We start from the raw sequence: 17,092 nt of genomic DNA on the forward strand, positions 1-17,092 counted from the left end.
CCGTGCTTCGCACTCACGAAACCGTACTGATATTCGTATTCCGGGCTACCGCCCTACTTACTCATGTCAGATTGCAATCGGAATATCCCTGATCTGCTCCCCTGTCTGGTAACCCTCCAGCTTCACGTCATCCGGTGTAAACTGGTAAAAATCCTTAATCTCCGGGTTCAGCCAGAACTTCGGTGCCGGGAAAGGCTCTCTGCTTATCAGTTCCTTAATGGCATCCACATGTCGGTCATAGATATGGGCATCCGCAATGACATGCACCAGCTCACCCACGTTCATATCGCAGACCTGTGCCAGCATATGCACCAACACCGCATACTGTACCACATTCCAGTTGTTGGCTGCCAGCACGTCCTGGGAACGCTGATTCAGAATGGCATTCAGGGTCAGCCTGTCCTCTCCCTTTTTCTGAGTCACATTAAAGGTCATGCTGTAGGCACAGGGATACAGATTCATCTCATGCAAGTCCTGATGCACGTAAATATTGGTCATGATGCGGCGGCTGAAGGGATTGTTCTTCAGATCGTAGATCACACGGTCCACCTGATCCATCATGCCTTCCTTATACTGATGCTTCACCTGCATCTGATAGCCGTATGCCTTACCGATCGAGCCGTTTTCATCTGCCCACTCATCCCAGACGTGGCTGTTCAAATCATGAATGTTGTTGGACTTGCGCTGCCAGATCCACAGCATCTCATCTGTGGCGGATTTTAATGCCGTCCGGCGCAAGGTCAGGATCGGGAACTCCTTCGACAGGTCGTACCGGTTCACTACTCCGAATTTCTTAATAGTGTAGGCAGGGGTGCCGTCCGGCCAATGGGGACGCACTTTCTCGCCCTCCGTGCTGGTACCGTTGGTCAGAATGTCATTACACATATCGATAAAAATATGATCCGCTAAACTCATGGTGTCTCCTTATTCTATCTTCTAATATATAACCGATTTCTCCGTGCTTCGCACTCTCGAAATCGCTCTGATATTCGTATTCCAGGCTACCGCCTTGCTTACTCATATCAGTTTGATTCTCTCATCAGCCAAAAGCCTTGACTGCAAGCAGTCACGCAGAAGCTGATGGAGAATCTTATTATGTTATATAACCGATTTCTCCGCGCTTCGCACTCTCGAAATCGTACACCCCTTCGTATTCCGGACTCTCGTCCTGCATACTCAGGGTTGCTTATGCCTCTCATAGGAAGTATTTCCTGCCTGCAAGCAGTCAGAAATACTTCCTATGAATGCACTTATATTTCCCATTTGTCACACAGGGAATTGATCTGGTCGGCGAACTTGGCCATGTCCTTATTGGTCATGACACCCTCGCTCTTGGTAACCAGCGCCAGCAGACGTCTTGCAGAAGCCAACAGCCTCTCGAAGACTCCGGTGACAGGCTTCGTCTTTTTCTTCACGGCAACCGGTGCAGCCTCATAGGTAAATTTATTGCTGATCAGGTCGAACTCCGTGCCACTATAAGGTGCGTAAGCCCTCTGCCCATACTCGATCTTCAGGCATTCGGTGAATGCAGTGCAGGCACTGTCTTCACCGTGTACCACAAACACCTTTTTCGGCTTCTCTTCAAAGGCCTGGATCCACTCGATCAGTCCTTCTTTGTCCGCATGGCCGCTTAATCCCGCCAGTTTCCGGATCTGTGCCCGCACCTGAATGGTCTCACCGAAAAGCTTTACCTCATCGGCACCCTCTACCAGCGCTCTGCCCAGGGTTCCCACGGACTGGTAACCCACGAAGAGAATCGTACATTCTTCTCTCCACAGGTTATGCTTCAGATGATGGCGGATACGTCCCGCATCACACATACCGGAAGCGGAAATGATGACCTTGGGGGTCTCGTCAAAATTGATGGCCTTGGATTCCTCACTGGTGATGGACAGCTTCAATCCCGAAAATGCAATGGGGTTGATGCCCTCTTTCACATATTCCATAGCCTCGTCATCAAAGCACTCATAACGATTCTCCTGAAATATACCGGTGGCCTCCACCGCCATGGGACTGTCCACATACACCGGGAAATCCTCATGTCCTTTGACCAGACGTCCCACCTTGATTTTCCGCAGGAAATACAGGATCTCCTGAGTACGGCCCACCGCAAAGGAAGGAATCACCACATTACCGCCACGATCCAGTGTCTCCTGCAGTACCTTTGTCAATTCCGCCACATAGTCTAGTTTGTCCTTGGGATGCATCCTGTCACCGTAGGTAGACTCCATGACCACATAATCCGCTTCTTTTGTGGGTGTGGGATCCTTCAACAGCGGCTGATGCTTGTTGCCGATATCGCCGGAAAATACGATCTTCTTCGTATTGCCGTCCTCTGTCAGCCAGACTTCGATGCTGGCAGACCCCAGCAGATGTCCGATATCCGTGAAACGGATCTTCACGCCCTCGCACACTTCTACGATCGTATTGTAATGACAGGGAACCAGTCTGCGGATCACGCCGTCCGCATCCTCCATGGTATACAACGGTTCCACCACTGCATTGTTGGCAGAACGTTTTGCCTTGCGGTTCTTCCACTCTGCCTCAGCACTCTGGATATGCGCACAGTCACGCAGCATGATGCTGCACAGATCCGCCGTGGCATCCGTGGCATAGATCTGGCCTCTGAATCCTCTGGCATATAGAAGTGGCAGAAGTCCCGAATGATCCACATGGGCATGCGTCAGAAAGACATAATCGATCATGGATTCCGCCACCGGCAGCGGAACATTCTCAAATACATTGATGCCCTGCTCCATACCATAATCCACCAGAATATGCTTTCCGGCTACCTCAAGATAATGGCAGCTTCCTGTTACTTCATGGTCTGCCCCCACAAACACAAGTTTCATAGATTTACCTCCCGTTTTGTTAGTTTATTTTAAAGCATTGGCTGTTTCGTAGAACTGATAATAGATCCCTTTTTGTTCCATGAGCTGGTCGTGATTGCCTTCCTCCACAATGCCGTCATCCGTCAGCACCAGGATCCTGTCGGAATTGCGGATACTGGAAAGTCTGTGGGCGATAGTCAGAGTAGTACGCCCCTCCGACAATTCTCCCAGAGATTTTGCCACGGCAAACTCACTCTCATTGTCCAGTGCGGAAGTGGCCTCATCCAGAATGATGATGGGTGGATTTTTCAGAAATACTCTGGCAATACTGATCCGCTGTTTCTGTCCGCCGGACAGCTTTACACCCCGTTCTCCCACATAAGTATCATAACCGTCCTTCAGTCCCATGATGAATTCATGAGCCCCGGCACGCTTTGCCGCATTGATCACATCTTCTTTCGAAGCCCCGGGACGTCCATAAGCGATATTTTCATAGATCGTACCGGAGAAAAGATACACATCCTGCTGTACGATACCGATATTGCCCCGCAGACTCTTTAACGTAAAATGCTTAATGTCCTGGCCGTCCAACAGGATCCTGCCTTCTGAGACATCATAAAATCTCGGGATCAGATTGCACAGCGTTGTCTTACCACCACCGGAAGGACCGACGATGGCCACCTTTTCTCCCGCGTGGATCTGCAGGTTCAGATCGGTAAATACCTTGTTATGGTCATCCGGATATTCAAAGCTTACTTTTTCAAAAGAGATTTCTCCCTTCGGGTCCTTCAGTTCTATGGCATCTGGCTCATCGAAGATCTCGATATCCGCATCCACGATCTGTAAAAAGCGCTCGATACCGGTCATGCCCCGCTGGAACTGTTCGGCAAATTCGATGATACGCCGGATTGTTGCGATCAGGGTGGATACATACAGCATATATGCCACCAGGTCACCAGCGGCAATCCGTCCGTTTACCATAAAAATACCGCCTGCCACCAATACCACCAGATACATCAATCCGTCAAACAGCTTCACTGTGGTATTGAATGCCGCCATGTAACGGTAGGTCAGCTTCTTAATATCCAGAAAAGTGCCGTTATCTTTCTCAAACTTGACATTTTCCACCTCTTCATTGGTAAATGCCTTGACCACCTTATGGCCCAGCAGACTGTCCTCGATCCGGGCGTTCAGCTCTCCGATCTGGTTACGCTGCTTGCGAAAGGCACTTCGCATCCGGAAATTCAGGATCATGCACACACCGCACATCAGCGGCACGCACAGAAAGATCATCAATGTCAGCGGCAGATTGATATTTGCCAGAATGATAAAAGAGATTACGGTCTTGATTCCGGCGATGAAAAATTCTTCTGGGCAATGATGGGCGAATTCCGTCACATCAAACAGATCATTGGTGATCCGCCCCATGATCTGACCGACTTTGGTATTATTATAATAAGTATTGGACAGCTTCTGCAAATGGTTGTATGCATCTCTGCGCATGTCCGTCTCGATCTTCGCGCCCATGACGTGTCCCATATCGGACATATAGTAACTGGCGATGCAATCCACGATACGAAGTCCGAAATACAGAACTCCCAGTGAAAGTATGGTCTTCACCGACAGGGACGCAAGATCCCGCAGCCCTTCATTGGTAATGTAGCGCATAATTAACGGCAACACCAGTTCACAGACCGTGGTCAGTGCTGCACAGAACAGATCCATCCACAAGGTAAAACGGTATTTTTTAAAATAAGGTGCAAACCTGCGAAACAATTCGCGGGTGGAATATTGCTTGTTATCCATTGTTGTGTTCCTTTTATTTTGGTTGCAGAGCTATAGGTATTGTCCTTCTCCCACATAGAAGCGTACTTTTCCTTTTTGCTCATTTTTCTGGTCATAAAGTGTTTTGTCCGCAGCCGACAGGAAATCCCACACTCGGTTTGGTTCCTTCGGAATAGCACAGACACCACCCACGGAAATCGTAAGCCAGGGTTCCACAGAAGAGTCTTCATTGGGAATCTCACATTCCCGGATGCCCATACATAGCTGTCTTGCATGTTCCTCTGCATACTCCCTGTCACGTCCCGTCATGACCACCAGGAATTCATCTCCGCCGTAACGCGCCACATAGTCCTCCGGAAAACATTTTTTCAGAGTATCCGCTACCGCGCAGATTCCTTCATCTCCCCTTCCATGTCCATAGCGATCATTCAACTGTTTGAAATGGTCAATATCCAGGAACAGAATGCCCAGTTCCTTCTCATTCAGAAGACAGTCTTCAAACACATCCTCCAGATAACGATTCAGGCTTCTCTTATTATAGAGTCCGGTCAGTTCGTCATGATCCGCCTGATACAACAGCCGGTTTCTCTTGCGTTCCTGTTCCTTCTGCTCCTCTTCTGCTGTCTGTAATCGTTTTCTGAGTTCCATCATATACATGACCTGACTGTTTTCTGTCAGTTCCCAGCTGTCCTTTAGATGGAAAAAGGTATCCGCGCTCTGTTTGAATTCTTCCGGAGTCATCCTGGAACTGCAATAACGCATCCGCAGAGACAAAAGCTGCAATAGCAGACTCTTGTTCTGTTCAACGGCAGCCTTTGGTTCCAGACAGTTCAATACTTCCTCTATCTGTTCCGGTTTGCCTATCTTTTCCACATATTGCAGCAGATTCTGAATACTGTCGTATTCGGAAGAGACCTGTGTCATATCCTCTAATGCCATTACCGCTGTACGTACATGCTCTTCTGCCTTCTTCCGGTCTCCGTTTCGCTCCGCCAGATGAGCCAGAAATACATTGACACCCAGCCTTGTCTCACGTATGACCTCCTCGCTCTGCCCGGTCTCTTCCAGTTTACACAGTACCTTTTCCGCCTCGTCATCCATATGCAGATGCAGCAGGCAGCATCCGTACTCTGCCAGCATTTTCCGGAAATTGATCCTGCTGTATGTACTGTTGTCATCCGCCTGTTCAAATTCGCGGATACATTCCGCATGGCACTGCACAGCTCTTTCATAAGCTCCTATGAGATAATACGCATCCGACATATTGCTCAGTACAATGCTGTGCACCATCTTATCATCGTATTTTTCCGTATAATCCAATGCTTTATCGTACTGTTCCATGGCCAGCGACAGGTTGTTCTGCATATGTGCCACAATACCGATCATATTGTACACTCTGGCTACATGATGCTCCAGATCCGTTCCCAGAAGACACCTGACGCTCTCATCCAGATAATGCAGGCAGTCCTCCTGATTCCCTGTTGTCAGTTGATAAAAGGCAGCAAAATAGCAGATCCATCCGTGGATTCCCTTATCATCCTGTTCTGTCACAGAGGCAAGTGCCTGTTCCAGAGTCTCCCAGGTAAAAGGAATTCCGTCTGTCATCTGCTGATTCAGGCGTTCTGCTGTCTCTAACATTTGCTGTCTCGTTGCGCTCATATCTATATCCATACCGTCCTGTTATTCTATGTCAATTCCGCAAATCACGGTTCGCCGGTTCCTATGCCCAGCCCGGTGGGCATAATCTATTTTACTTATTATTGTATTATTTTATATCGCAGTACGCAAGTTTTTTTCCTGAATAAAATGTTTCCCAATCTCCCGCAAAAATGTTAAAATGGAGTTATATTTCGTAAGCTAGTACAAAAAGGCATGGTTATTTCTATGGAAAATATAACAGTTAATAAAGAGTTTCATGAACTGCATTTTGACAGCATCCAGGCTTTACGCGGTCTGGCTGCTCTTTTTGTGGTATTTCAGCATGTCCGTTTTCTGAACTTCGGAGCTTTCGGTGTGGACATCTTTTTTTGTATCAGCGGATTCATGATCATGTTTACCACGGAAAAAAGTACCAAATATTTCTTCCGCAAACGCCTGGTCCGGATTCTTCCGCTTTACTACCTGATGACACTGGGCACCTATCTGTCGCTGTTGTTGTTTCCTTCCATGTTCCAACAGACCAGACACGATTTTTCCTATCTGGTCAAAAGTCTGCTGTTTATTCCTTTTGATATCGGCAGCGGAGCGATCCAGCCTTTGGTACGGATCGGCTGGACCATTAACTGTGAAATGCTGTTCTATCTGCTGTTTTTCATTGCCTTTCACATCAGCATGAAATACCGCGGTCTGATCTGCAGCGCATTTCTGGTGATTCTGGTGGGAATGGTACAGATATTTGCTCCGGCGATCTCATCCTGGCAGTCTCCGATAGGTAATGTACTTTCTCCTTTCCTCATTTTTTACGGAGATCCTGTCATGTTGGAATTTCTCTTCGGAATTCTGGCTTACTATCTGCTGCGGTATTTGTATCGCAGGCATACCCTTCATCCGGTTTCGCGGACAGTAAGCCTCGTATCCGCGGTATGTATCCCGGTAATCTTTTGTCTGCTTGCTTACTTTACGCCCCGGATCAATGTGATTGGGTTCCTCAGGCTTCCCCAGTGGGGGCTCCCTGCTCTGCTATTGTTAATCCTTGCTTTTCTCGCAGGCCTGCGGCTTTCCATGCCCCGCTTTTTTGTGCAGTTGGGAAATATCAGCTATTCCCTGTATCTGGTACACTACTATCCGGTTATGTTTCTGGACCGTGTGGTATTTGACTTTTCCACCCTATCCGTATTATCTGTTGTCGGACTGATCGTAAGCGTTGTAATAAGCATTGTTCTGGCTTATCTGTGCTGGATCCTGATAGAGCGGAAATTCACCGGATGGCTGCGTAGAATACTGCTGCGTTAATTGTATATGCAATTTACAAAAAAGATGCACACTTTTTTTATTGACATTTCCGGAGCCCTATAGTATATTATAACTTGTCCGTAAGATATGCGCGAGTGGCTCAGCGGTGGAGCACCTCCTTGCCAAGGAGGGGGTCGCGGGTTCGATCCCCGTCTCGCGCTTGAAAAAAGAACGATACCAAATCGGTATCGTTCTTTTTTTCGAGCCCTGCCAGGGCTCGAAAGTTCGATGTCTACGCTCCGCTCCGGTCTGCGCTCTTTTTATTTGTAGCGGAAGCCTTGATTTTACAGGGTTTCCGCTCTTTTTGTGTCTGCATGAAATTGTAGACAGCTGGTTCTACAACGAATGTGGTTAAAACTAAAAAAGCCACCACAAAATGGTGACTCAATAACATAAGCAAGAAACCATCCGGCAGGCGTCGCCTCTCCTGCATCTCTTTTGACCCATAGGGTGCGTGGTTGCAACGAAATTTACCACCTCGGATAGTTCCTCTCTTATTGTATATAGATTATACCCTGTTTATTTCCTACTGTAAAGAATTTCTTTATTTCGCAAGTAATTCTGCAATCTTCTCTCACTAATTTTCCAGCATGAAATCACAGAATTTTTATATCCATGTTCATCCCCCGAAGTACATAATCTTAATACAATCTATAAAAATCCTTCTTCCGTTTGTATTCTTTTAATAATCAGTCCCGTATATGCATGCTTATCCCTAATAATATAACCCGGGGTACTTATTGCCTCCTGTATATTTTTCAATACTTTATTATATGCCTCTGGATATCTGTCCTTAATATGTTGAATCTGATTGTCTATGATAATAACCTCTTCGGTAATAATATCCTCTGTTATACATTTATATATTTTTTGATTTATTTTTCCTATGCTATACACTTCACTCTTTTCACCACCTTCATTTTAACTTCATGTTTCTTTCTTCCATTCACGTCTCTGGGAAAACGACTATAGATCGCTAGTCAACGATATGAGAATTTGTAAGAGAAATATTGCTCTTATTGCTAAGATAACATGAACGGCAATTTTTTACAAGAAAAAAGACGACTGCACTCACATGCAATCGTCTTCTATCTTCTTTACTGTTCCAGTTTATCCGCATATTTGATACGGTAGATTCTCCGCAGGGAATCATTGATGCGTTCCTCGGAAATGGTGCCGTTCTGTACAGCCTCCAATACTCCGTTGTATGCCGTCTCAAAATTCTCCGGTGCATAGATCATATCACAGCCTGCGCGAAGTGCCAGTACCGCAGCTTCATCTGCCCCATAGTAATTGGAGATTGCAGCCTCATTCATGGCTCCGGACACGATCACACCGCGGAAATTCAGTTCATTTCTTAAAATATCCGTTACCACTGCGCTGGAGAACGTGCAGGGGGTATTGTCTCCGGTCAGGGAAGATGACGCCATATTACTGATGCGGATCATTTTGGTCATGCCATTGTCGATACAAGTCTGGAAAACCACAAATTCATTGGCTCTGAAATCTTCCGCACTTCTGTCTGTAGATGCCATGCCGTCCTTCGTGCTCTGGGTACTGCTGCCGATACCAGGGAACTGTCCGATACATGCGGTCACCTTCTGCTCCTGTAATCCTGCCTGCATATATCCTACAAAGGATGCCACATTGTCCGCTTCCGATCCGTAAGAACTGCTGCCTGCCGCATTTCCATCCACTACACTGAGATCTGCAGAAGGTGCGAAATCAAGATTAAAGCCCAACTCTGCCAGATAAGTTCCCACCGTGGTTCCCGCTAGGTACGCATTGTTGGTATCTCCGGTAGCCCCGATGCTCTGGGGTGTGTCCACTTTAGTGCCAAGGCCTGCCGCAGCTACCGCATCTGTATCGCTTCCCTCTCCGTCAATGGCAATAAACAGGGGATAGCTGGTATATAATTTGGTATTATCGATCATCTGCTTCAGCTGATCTGCAGACTGGATGTTTTTCGCAGCGTATACGATTCCACCTACCGGGTATTGGGATAACGCATCCTTGGTACCGTCTCCCGCCTGTACTGCCGCAGACACACCGGTGATCGATTCCGGCGTCGTAATGAATAATCCTGCTACCTTATCTTCCAGAGGCATGTTCTGGATGATTGCCTCATTAATAATGGTATCCAGCTTCTGCTCATCCGTGAGTTCCACCACTGTCTCCTGGCTTTCCGTCGGCGCCTGGATTGTCTCCTCATCCGAAAGGATCTCATCCACCTTGTTCTGCTGTTCTTCCTGATTACGACTCATGCTGGTAATCTTGCTTACAGCAAAAGCAATTCCCACCGCCAGCAACAGGATCATAATACCTACGGCCGTATATGCAATGATCTGATTTCTCTGTCTTCTCTTATGTCTGAGTTCTCTTTTGTCCTGCTGATTCTGTTCGTTTGTGTCCATTTTCATAACTCCTCTATCTGTACTATTCTTCTATTGTACATGATATCGGTAGGTTTTTCCACTGGAAAATTGTACAACTATTCAGAACCTCATTCGCAAAATAAAAAATCCAATATGGACTTACAAATGCAAGCATTTGACGACCATCTTGATTTTTTACTTGGCTCTGAATAGTTATACAACATTAAGAGAGCGTACCGATCATTCTTTCAATCAGTACGCCCTCTCAGACTACAGGCTCCAATGGCTTGCCCTCTCTTTCTTAAATTTGATCTTCCATTTTGTCTTTTGTTCTCTTTCCACTTTTCTTTTGTACGGATGTACTGTAATGTGAGATAATTTTTATCTTCTGTTGTTCATTACTTTTTCTTCTGTGTACTTGATGTTCTCTATGTAAATTGGTTCTCTTTGGTAGTTCTATTCAGTTGTACATCATGGAAGACTGTGGTAGGACTTTACTTGTTAGGTGGACTATACCTCTCTTTCTATAGATTCTTTTGTACTTCTCTCCCAACCTTCTTTGTTGGGTTGTTCCGTTTCTCTTTTGTTAAGTCTAATATAATACATGCTTGTACATTTGTCAACACATTTCTCGAAATATTTTAATTTATTTTCAATATTTTTATTGTGCTGGTATATTTTTACAATTTTTGATATTTTTCGACATATTTTCTGTCTTTTCGGAAAAGAACAGGGCAAAGGGCGTGCCGCTGACGGGGGTACGTGTAACGAGCCATGCCAGCATCCGCCAAAAGCCCTGACGGGCTTTCGGCGGATGACGGCTGTCGCCGTATAAAGTCAAAAAAACTACCACTCCCTGGTGAGCAAGCTCCCCAGGGAGTGGTAGTTTCCTTGCCTTTGCATGTCTCGTTACACGGCAAACTGGCTATTATACAGATTCGCGTAGAAACCGCCCTTTGCCAGCAGGGTCTCATGGTTGCCCTGTTCGATGATGTTTCCGTCTTTCATTACCAGGATGACATCAGCGCTCTGGATGGTGGAAAGTCTGTGGGCTACGATGAAGCTGGTGCGGCCTTCCATCATGGTGGCGAATGCGTTCTGGATCTTGATCTCGGTACGGGTATCGATGGAGGAGGTTGCCTCATCGAGGATCAGCATGGGAGGCAGGCACAGCATAACTCTGGTGATACACAGAAGCTGTTTCTGTCCCTGGGACAGGCTGCCGCCGTCTTCAGTGATCACGGTGTCATACCCTTGGGGCAGTCGCTTGATAAAGCTATGGGCATGGGATGCCTTGGCTGCTACGATGATCTCTTCCTCGGTAGCGTCCGGTTTACCCATGCAGATGTTGTCACGGATAGTGCCGGAACGTAACCAGGTCTCCTGCAGCACCATACCGTAATTGGTACGGAGACTTCCTCTGGTGATATCCCGGATATCTGTGCCGTCCACTTTAATGGAGCCGGAGTTCACATCGTAGAAACGCATCAGCAGATTGATGACGGTGGTCTTACCGCATCCGGTAGGGCCTACGATAGCAACTCTCTGCCCGGGTTTTACCTGCAGGTTAAAGTTCTGGATCAGCTTCTTCTCCGGTACATACTGGAAATATACATCCTTCAGATCTACGTTGCCCTGAGCCTCTTCTAATACTCTTGCATCCGCAGCATCGGGCACCTGAGGCTCCTCGTCGATCAGTTCAAAGATACGTCCGGCACAGACAAAAGCATTCTGCAATTCTGTTACCACGCCGGAGATCTCGTTGAAGGGCTTGGTGTACTGGTTCGCATAGCTTAAAAAGCAGGACAGACGGCCTACGCTGATACCGCCCTTGATCGCTACGAGCGCACCGAACACACCGACACCGGCATATACCAGACTGTTAACGAAACGGGTCGCCGGGTTCGTAATGGAGGAGAAAAAGATAGCTTTCAGAGAGCATTTCTGCAATCTGCCGTTGATCTCTCCAAACTTGCTCTTCACCGCTTCTCCTCTGGAAAAGGTATTTACGATCTTCTGGTTGTCGATCATTTCCTCAATCAGGGAGGTCTGCTCGCCTCTGGTCTCGGACTGCTCCTTGAACATGGAGTAGGTCTTGGTTGCAATGAATTTTGCCACCAGGAAGGATACCGGAGTGATACATACTACTACCAGTGTGATGGGCACATTGGTCACCAACATGAAGCCCAGCGTACACAGGATCGTCAGTACACCGGTGAACAGTTGGGTAAATCCCATCAGCAGACCGTCTGCGAAAGTATCCACGTCCGCAATAACACGACTCACGATATCACCGTAAGCATGGGCATCCAGATATTTTAAGGGCAGGATCTCCAGCTTCGCAAAAGCATCCGTACGGATATCCCGGATCACATGATAGGTAATATAGTTGTTGCAGGTGTTCATAACCCACTGGCCTACTGCCGTGATGATCATGACGATAGCGATTTTTTTCATAATGGCAAAGATGTCGGGCATATCCACCTGTCCCTCGCCGATGATCAGATCCACCGCATTACCGGTGAGGATAGGGATATATAAGGTCAGTAACACGGTCAGGCCTGCTAACAGTAGGGAGAGTACCAGTGCCGGTGTATATTTCCGGATATATTTCAATACCCGCTTCATCGTCTCTTTGTTATTTTTCTTCTGCATTACCGAACACCTCCTCTCTGTTCAGGGTACTGGGAATAATAAATCTCCTGATATACGGTGCAGTCCTTTAACAACTCATCATGGGTTCCCATACCTGCGATCTCTCCATCATCCAGAACGATGATCTTGTCCGCATGGCGGATCGTGGAGGCGCGCTGGGATACGATAAAGGTTGTGGTCTTATCTTCCAAAGTCCGGATTGCTGCACGGAGTTTTGCATCCGTTGCGTAGTCCAGTGCGGAGGCACTGTCATCCAGGATCAGAATCTCGGGATTTCTGACCAAGGCTCTTGCGATCGTCAGACGCTGTCTCTGTCCACCGGAGAAGTTCTTACCGTTCTGTGCCACAGTTGCATCTAACTTTCCGGGCTTACCGTCTACCACTTCCGATGCCTGTGCCAGTTCCAGTGCTTTCCACATCTCCCCTTCGGTAGCGTCTGGCTTGCCCCACTGGAGGTTGCTGCGGATCGTTCCCTTGAACAGGACTGCCTTCTGCGGTACGACGCCGATACGTCCGCGCAGTTCCTCATCACTCATGGTCCGGATATCTCTGCCTTCCAACAGGATCTCACCTTCTGTCGCCGGGTAGAAACCGGGGATCAGGTTCACCAGGGAGGTCTTACCGGAACCGGTACCTCCGATGATACCTACGGTATCGCCACGGTTTACGGTGAAGTTCATATCCTGCAAAGTAGGTGCTCCGGCTCCCTGATAAGTCAGGGATACATGTTTGAAGTCTAAGAAAGGTGCGCTCTTATCTACCTTATCCGCCAGTTTCTGATCCTGTACTCCCACATATACAGCATCTGCGCCAATATCGAAAACGGAAGCTACACGTTCTGCACAGGCCAACGCCTTGGTCATGGTCACGATCAGGTTTGCCAGCTTTACCAGCTCTACCAGGATCTGGTTCATATAGTTGATGATCGCTACTACCTCACCCTGGCTTAAGTTACCGATATTGACCTGTACTGCGCCGGTATAGATCAGAGCAATGATGGCTCCGTTTACAATGATATAGGTCACAGGATTCATGCAGGCACTGATCTTACCTACGAAGATCTGCATGGCGGACAATGCCTCATTGTTCTCCCGGAATCGCTCTTCTTCCTTCGCTTCCTGATGGAATGCACGAATGACACGGACACCGGTCAGATTCTCTCTGGTGATGCCCAATACCTGATCCAGCCTGGACTGCACCTTTTTGTACATAGGGATTGTGGATAAAATAATACCGAATACCACAACGGACAATAATGGAATCGCCACTACAAAGATCAGGGCACATTTCACATCAATGGTGAATGCCATGATCATGGCACCAAAGACAATGATCGGGGAACGTAAGAACAGACGCAGTGTCATGTTGATACCGGACTGCACCTGGTTCACATCACTGGTCATACGGGTGATCATGGTGGAGGTTCCCGCCTTATCAATATCCGTAAAGCTCAAATCCTCAATATGGTCAAACAATGCCTGCCGCAGTTTGGTGGATACCCCCACTGCCGCCTTGGCTGCGAAAAACTGTGCCGTAATGGACGATGCCAGTCCCACTACACCAAGGAGTAACAGGAGCAGTCCCATTTTCCCGATATAACCCATATTCCGGTTGGAAATACCATAGTCAATAATATTTGCCATTACCAGAGGAACCATCAGTTCGAAAAATGCTTCCAGCAGTTTGAACAGTGGTGCCAGTATGGACTCTTTCTTATAATCTTTCAGATACATCATTAATCTTTTCATAAAGTCCTCATTTCTTCGCGCTTTCCATGTAATGCGCATCCGCTTTTCATGCTTCCTATCCCTTTACAGCTTTCCCGTTCCTTTCTTTTTACGCTTCTGCTGTTCCGTAACAGACCGCCAGCGAATAGCTATCCTCCAGAACCCGTTCCCGGAAACATATCTGCTTTTCCTGCCAGTTCTGTTCGTCGGAGAAATCTTCTCCCACTGCACTGCCGATCCCCTGACCGGTGTATTTGCCGTAGGCTTCTTTTCTGCTCCACAATCGGTAAAACAGTTCCGTGCGCTGTGACGCAGGCAGTTCCTGCAGCAGTTTCCATTCCGTTGGCGCAAAAAAACGCTCTGCCGTCCGTTCCTTATAGGGAACCCATTTCTGAATGTCCGCTCCCACTTCTCCGTCTCCTACCGCGCAGACCACATAGTCTCCGGAATGAGACAGATTGAATTTTTTCGGGATATTCACGATCTGTGGCTTCCCCAGTTCTCCATATTCGTAGGAAAAGGATAACGCCCCCGCCTTGTCCCGGTGCATCCGCTCCTGTAACACCGCAAGCAGCTCATCCTCTTCCAGAAACAGGATTCCAGTATTCTCCGTACCGTCTATCACATCCAGAGCCATCTTCTGCAACAGCATTCCCGCGCCGAGACTGGCTGCCTTTGCTCCGGTGCTTTTCAGCCGTTGTACCTTCTTACACCGCACCGGATCCACACATTCTGCAGCTTCCCGCAGGAATGTCCGCCTGATTTCTTCCTCACCTGGGTGCAGATGCAATACATAAATTCCTACAGCCATATTCTTCTCCTGACAAATTGCCATATATACCCAACATAAAGGCTGTCACACAGAAATCGTGCGACAGCCTCATTATTATTCTTCCGGCTTGGCGGTGATGGCCAGATGCAGTTCATCCAACTGCTTCTGCTCTACCGTACCCGGTGCTCCCATCATAATGTCCATGGCATTCTTGTTCATGGGGAAAGGAATGATCTCACGGATGCTTTCCTCACCACAGATCAACATGATCATACGGTCTACGCCGGGAGCGATTCCTGCATGAGGAGGTGCTCCGTAACAGAATGCATTGTACATGGCAGGGAACTTTGCCTTCACATCGGCTTCGCCTAAGCCTACCAGTTCGAATGCCTTGATCATAATCTCAGGATCATGGTTTCTCACTGCGCCGGAGGACAGCTCTACGCCGTTGCAGACCAGATCGTACTGGTATGCCAGAATCTCCAGAGGATCCTGATTGTTCAGCGCATCCATACCGCCCTGGGGCATGGAGAACGGATTATGACAGAATTCCAGTTCGCCGGACTCTTCACCGATCTCATACATCGGGAAATCCACAATCCAGCAGAACTCGTAGCAATCCTTCTTCATATGTTTCTCGCTGGCTGCACCCAGCAGCTTTCTGTATACACCTGCTGTCTTCTGCGCTTCCAGCTTCTTGCCTGCGGCAAGCCCTACAAAGTCACCGTTCTTAAGGCCGAGAGCCTTGATGACTTCTTCCTTGCGATCCTGCAAGAACTTGGAGATACCGCCTACGAACTCTCCGTTCTCGTCTACACGGAACCAGAATCCCTTGCGTGCGGTCTGTACTTCTACCTCTGCGCAGATAGCATCGATCTGCTTACGGGTAGCGGTGAAGCCATCCACCACGATAGCCTTTACCGTCTGACCTTCGAAAGCAGCAAAGCCACAGCCCTGCATTACCTCGGTGGCATCGGTCAGTACCAGATCGATACGCAGATCCGGCTTGTCGGAACCATACTTGTCCATAGCCTCCAGATAAGGGATCCGTACAAACGGAGCCTTGGAAGCATTTTTATAAATACCGTACTTTTCAAATACGGGAGGAAGTACCTGCTCTACGATGGAGAATACATCTTCCTGAGAAGCGAAGGCCATCTCCATATCCAGCTGATAAAACTCTCCGGGAGAACGGTCTGCTCTCGCATCCTCATCACGGAAGCAGGGAGCGATCTGGAAATAACGGTCAAAACCGGAAGCCATCAGGATCTGCTTGAACTGCTGGGGTGCCTGGGGCAAAGCGTAAAACTTGCCGGGATGATTTCTGGCAGGAACCAGATAATCTCTCGCACCTTCCGGGGAAGAACAGGTCAGAATAGGGGTGGTGATCTCCATGAAGTTCAGAGCATACATTCTCTGACGCAGCTCTGCCACGATCTGACTTCTCATCACGATGTTCTTCTTCATGTTCGGATTTCTCAGATCCAGATAACGGTATTTCAGACGGGCATTCTCGTCTGCATCCTTGGACTGATTGATCTCAAAAGGAAGTGCATTGTAGATACACTTACCTAAAATCTCGATCTTGTCGGGCACTACTTCGATCTCTCCGGTAGGCAGATTGGCATTCTTGCTGGAACGCTCTCTTACCACACCTTCCACGGAGATGGTGGACTCCTTGTTGATGCCATCCATCACGTTCATCATCTCTTCGGTCTCTACTACCAGCTGAGTGGTTCCGTAGAAATCACGCAAAATGACAAATCCGAGATTCTTGCTGACTTTTCTCATGTTCTCGAACCAGCCGACCAGTGTGACTCTCTCGCCAACGTTGCCGATCCGAAGTTCATTACAATTATGGGTTCTGGACTGAATCATTGCTTTTGCTCCTTCGTCTGTTGCTTTTTATCTCTTTAATTCTTCTTTATAGAATTCCACGAATTCTTCGTAGCCTTCCTTGTTCAGCTGTTCTTTCTGGAATTTCTTATTCTTGTT

Annotated in this window: 12 protein-coding genes and 1 tRNA gene; 2 read left to right on the forward strand and 11 right to left on the reverse strand. The window is 47.8% G+C overall.

Annotation, left to right across the window (positions count from 1 at the left end; translation table 11 throughout):
- Window positions 1–66: 66 nt before the first annotated feature.
- From thyA to OCV96_RS02450, 4 genes are all read right to left on the reverse strand, one after another.
- Window positions 67–915, reverse strand: a complete 849-nt coding sequence (gene thyA, locus OCV96_RS02435) for a thymidylate synthase (RefSeq protein ID WP_262593391.1) — start codon at window positions 913–915, stop codon at window positions 67–69.
- Between the two features lie 335 nt (window positions 916–1,250).
- Window positions 1,251–2,852: an MBL fold metallo-hydrolase RNA specificity domain-containing protein gene (locus tag OCV96_RS02440; protein WP_227063996.1), complete on the reverse strand. Its 1,602-nt coding sequence runs from the start codon at window positions 2,850–2,852 to the stop codon at window positions 1,251–1,253.
- A gap of 24 nt (window positions 2,853–2,876) precedes the next feature.
- On the reverse strand, window positions 2,877–4,637 hold the full coding sequence (locus OCV96_RS02445; protein ID WP_117569088.1) for an ABC transporter ATP-binding protein: 1,761 nt from the start codon (window positions 4,635–4,637) through the stop codon (window positions 2,877–2,879).
- A 30-nt stretch (window positions 4,638–4,667) separates the two neighbouring features.
- Entirely contained in the window at window positions 4,668–6,287 is a 1,620-nt protein-coding gene (locus tag OCV96_RS02450) for a tetratricopeptide repeat-containing diguanylate cyclase (RefSeq protein ID WP_262593392.1), read from the reverse strand.
- A gap of 213 nt (window positions 6,288–6,500) precedes the next feature.
- On the opposite strand from OCV96_RS02450, the gene OCV96_RS02455 reads away from it, so the two are divergent.
- Both OCV96_RS02455 and OCV96_RS02460 read left to right on the forward strand, forming a co-directional pair.
- The gene (locus tag OCV96_RS02455; RefSeq protein ID WP_022312935.1) at window positions 6,501–7,568 is read left to right on the forward strand and encodes an acyltransferase family protein; all 1,068 of its coding nucleotides are present in this window, start codon (window positions 6,501–6,503) and stop codon (window positions 7,566–7,568) included.
- A gap of 89 nt (window positions 7,569–7,657) precedes the next feature.
- A tRNA-Gly gene (locus OCV96_RS02460) sits at window positions 7,658–7,729 on the forward strand.
- 490 nt (window positions 7,730–8,219) lie between these two features.
- Here OCV96_RS02460 and OCV96_RS02465 read toward each other — a convergent pair.
- The 7 genes from OCV96_RS02465 to aspS form a co-directional block, all read right to left on the reverse strand.
- A complete protein-coding gene (locus OCV96_RS02465; RefSeq protein ID WP_262593393.1) occupies window positions 8,220–8,465 on the reverse strand; it encodes a hypothetical protein in 246 nt (81 codons plus the stop codon).
- A gap of 200 nt (window positions 8,466–8,665) precedes the next feature.
- The gene (locus tag OCV96_RS02470) at window positions 8,666–9,982 is read right to left on the reverse strand and encodes a glycoside hydrolase family 3 N-terminal domain-containing protein (RefSeq protein WP_022313291.1); all 1,317 of its coding nucleotides are present in this window, start codon (window positions 9,980–9,982) and stop codon (window positions 8,666–8,668) included.
- Between the two features lie 622 nt (window positions 9,983–10,604).
- Window positions 10,605–10,784: a hypothetical protein gene (locus OCV96_RS02475; protein ID WP_262593394.1), complete on the reverse strand. Its 180-nt coding sequence runs from the start codon at window positions 10,782–10,784 to the stop codon at window positions 10,605–10,607.
- A gap of 68 nt (window positions 10,785–10,852) precedes the next feature.
- Entirely contained in the window at window positions 10,853–12,598 is a 1,746-nt protein-coding gene (locus OCV96_RS02480) for an ABC transporter ATP-binding protein (RefSeq protein WP_262593395.1), read from the reverse strand.
- A complete protein-coding gene (locus OCV96_RS02485) occupies window positions 12,598–14,346 on the reverse strand; it encodes an ABC transporter ATP-binding protein (protein ID WP_262593396.1) in 1,749 nt (582 codons plus the stop codon). The genes OCV96_RS02480 and OCV96_RS02485 overlap by 1 nt, the downstream gene beginning before the upstream one ends.
- Before the next feature lie 88 nt (window positions 14,347–14,434).
- Entirely contained in the window at window positions 14,435–15,136 is a 702-nt protein-coding gene (locus OCV96_RS02490) for a 4'-phosphopantetheinyl transferase family protein (RefSeq protein ID WP_262593397.1), read from the reverse strand.
- A gap of 75 nt (window positions 15,137–15,211) precedes the next feature.
- Window positions 15,212–16,975 (reverse strand): aspartate--tRNA ligase, encoded by a 1,764-nt coding sequence (gene aspS / locus OCV96_RS02495; protein ID WP_022313287.1) that lies wholly within the window; start codon window positions 16,973–16,975, stop codon window positions 15,212–15,214.
- Between the last annotated feature and the right edge of the window lie 117 nt (window positions 16,976–17,092).

It is taken from the genome of Waltera acetigignens (genome assembly GCF_025567015.1).
Lineage (GTDB): Bacteria > Bacillota > Clostridia > Lachnospirales > Lachnospiraceae > Acetatifactor > Acetatifactor acetigignens.

Coding starts and splice junctions, on each gene's coding strand:
- thyA (WP_262593391.1), bottom strand. CDS start 915: ATGAGTTTAGCGGATCATATTTTTATCGATATGTGTAATGACATTCTG.
- OCV96_RS02440 (WP_227063996.1), bottom strand. CDS start 2,852: ATGAAACTTGTGTTTGTGGGGGCAGACCATGAAGTAACAGGAAGCTGC.
- OCV96_RS02445 (WP_117569088.1), bottom strand. CDS start 4,637: ATGGATAACAAGCAATATTCCACCCGCGAATTGTTTCGCAGGTTTGCA.
- OCV96_RS02450 (WP_262593392.1), bottom strand. CDS start 6,287: ATGGATATAGATATGAGCGCAACGAGACAGCAAATGTTAGAGACAGCA.
- OCV96_RS02455 (WP_022312935.1), top strand. CDS start 6,501: ATGGAAAATATAACAGTTAATAAAGAGTTTCATGAACTGCATTTTGAC.
- OCV96_RS02470 (WP_022313291.1), bottom strand. CDS start 9,982: ATGGACACAAACGAACAGAATCAGCAGGACAAAAGAGAACTCAGACAT.
- OCV96_RS02480 (WP_262593395.1), bottom strand. CDS start 12,598: ATGCAGAAGAAAAATAACAAAGAGACGATGAAGCGGGTATTGAAATAT.
- OCV96_RS02485 (WP_262593396.1), bottom strand. CDS start 14,346: ATGAAAAGATTAATGATGTATCTGAAAGATTATAAGAAAGAGTCCATA.
- OCV96_RS02490 (WP_262593397.1), bottom strand. CDS start 15,136: ATGGCTGTAGGAATTTATGTATTGCATCTGCACCCAGGTGAGGAAGAA.
- aspS (WP_022313287.1), bottom strand. CDS start 16,975: ATGATTCAGTCCAGAACCCATAATTGTAATGAACTTCGGATCGGCAAC.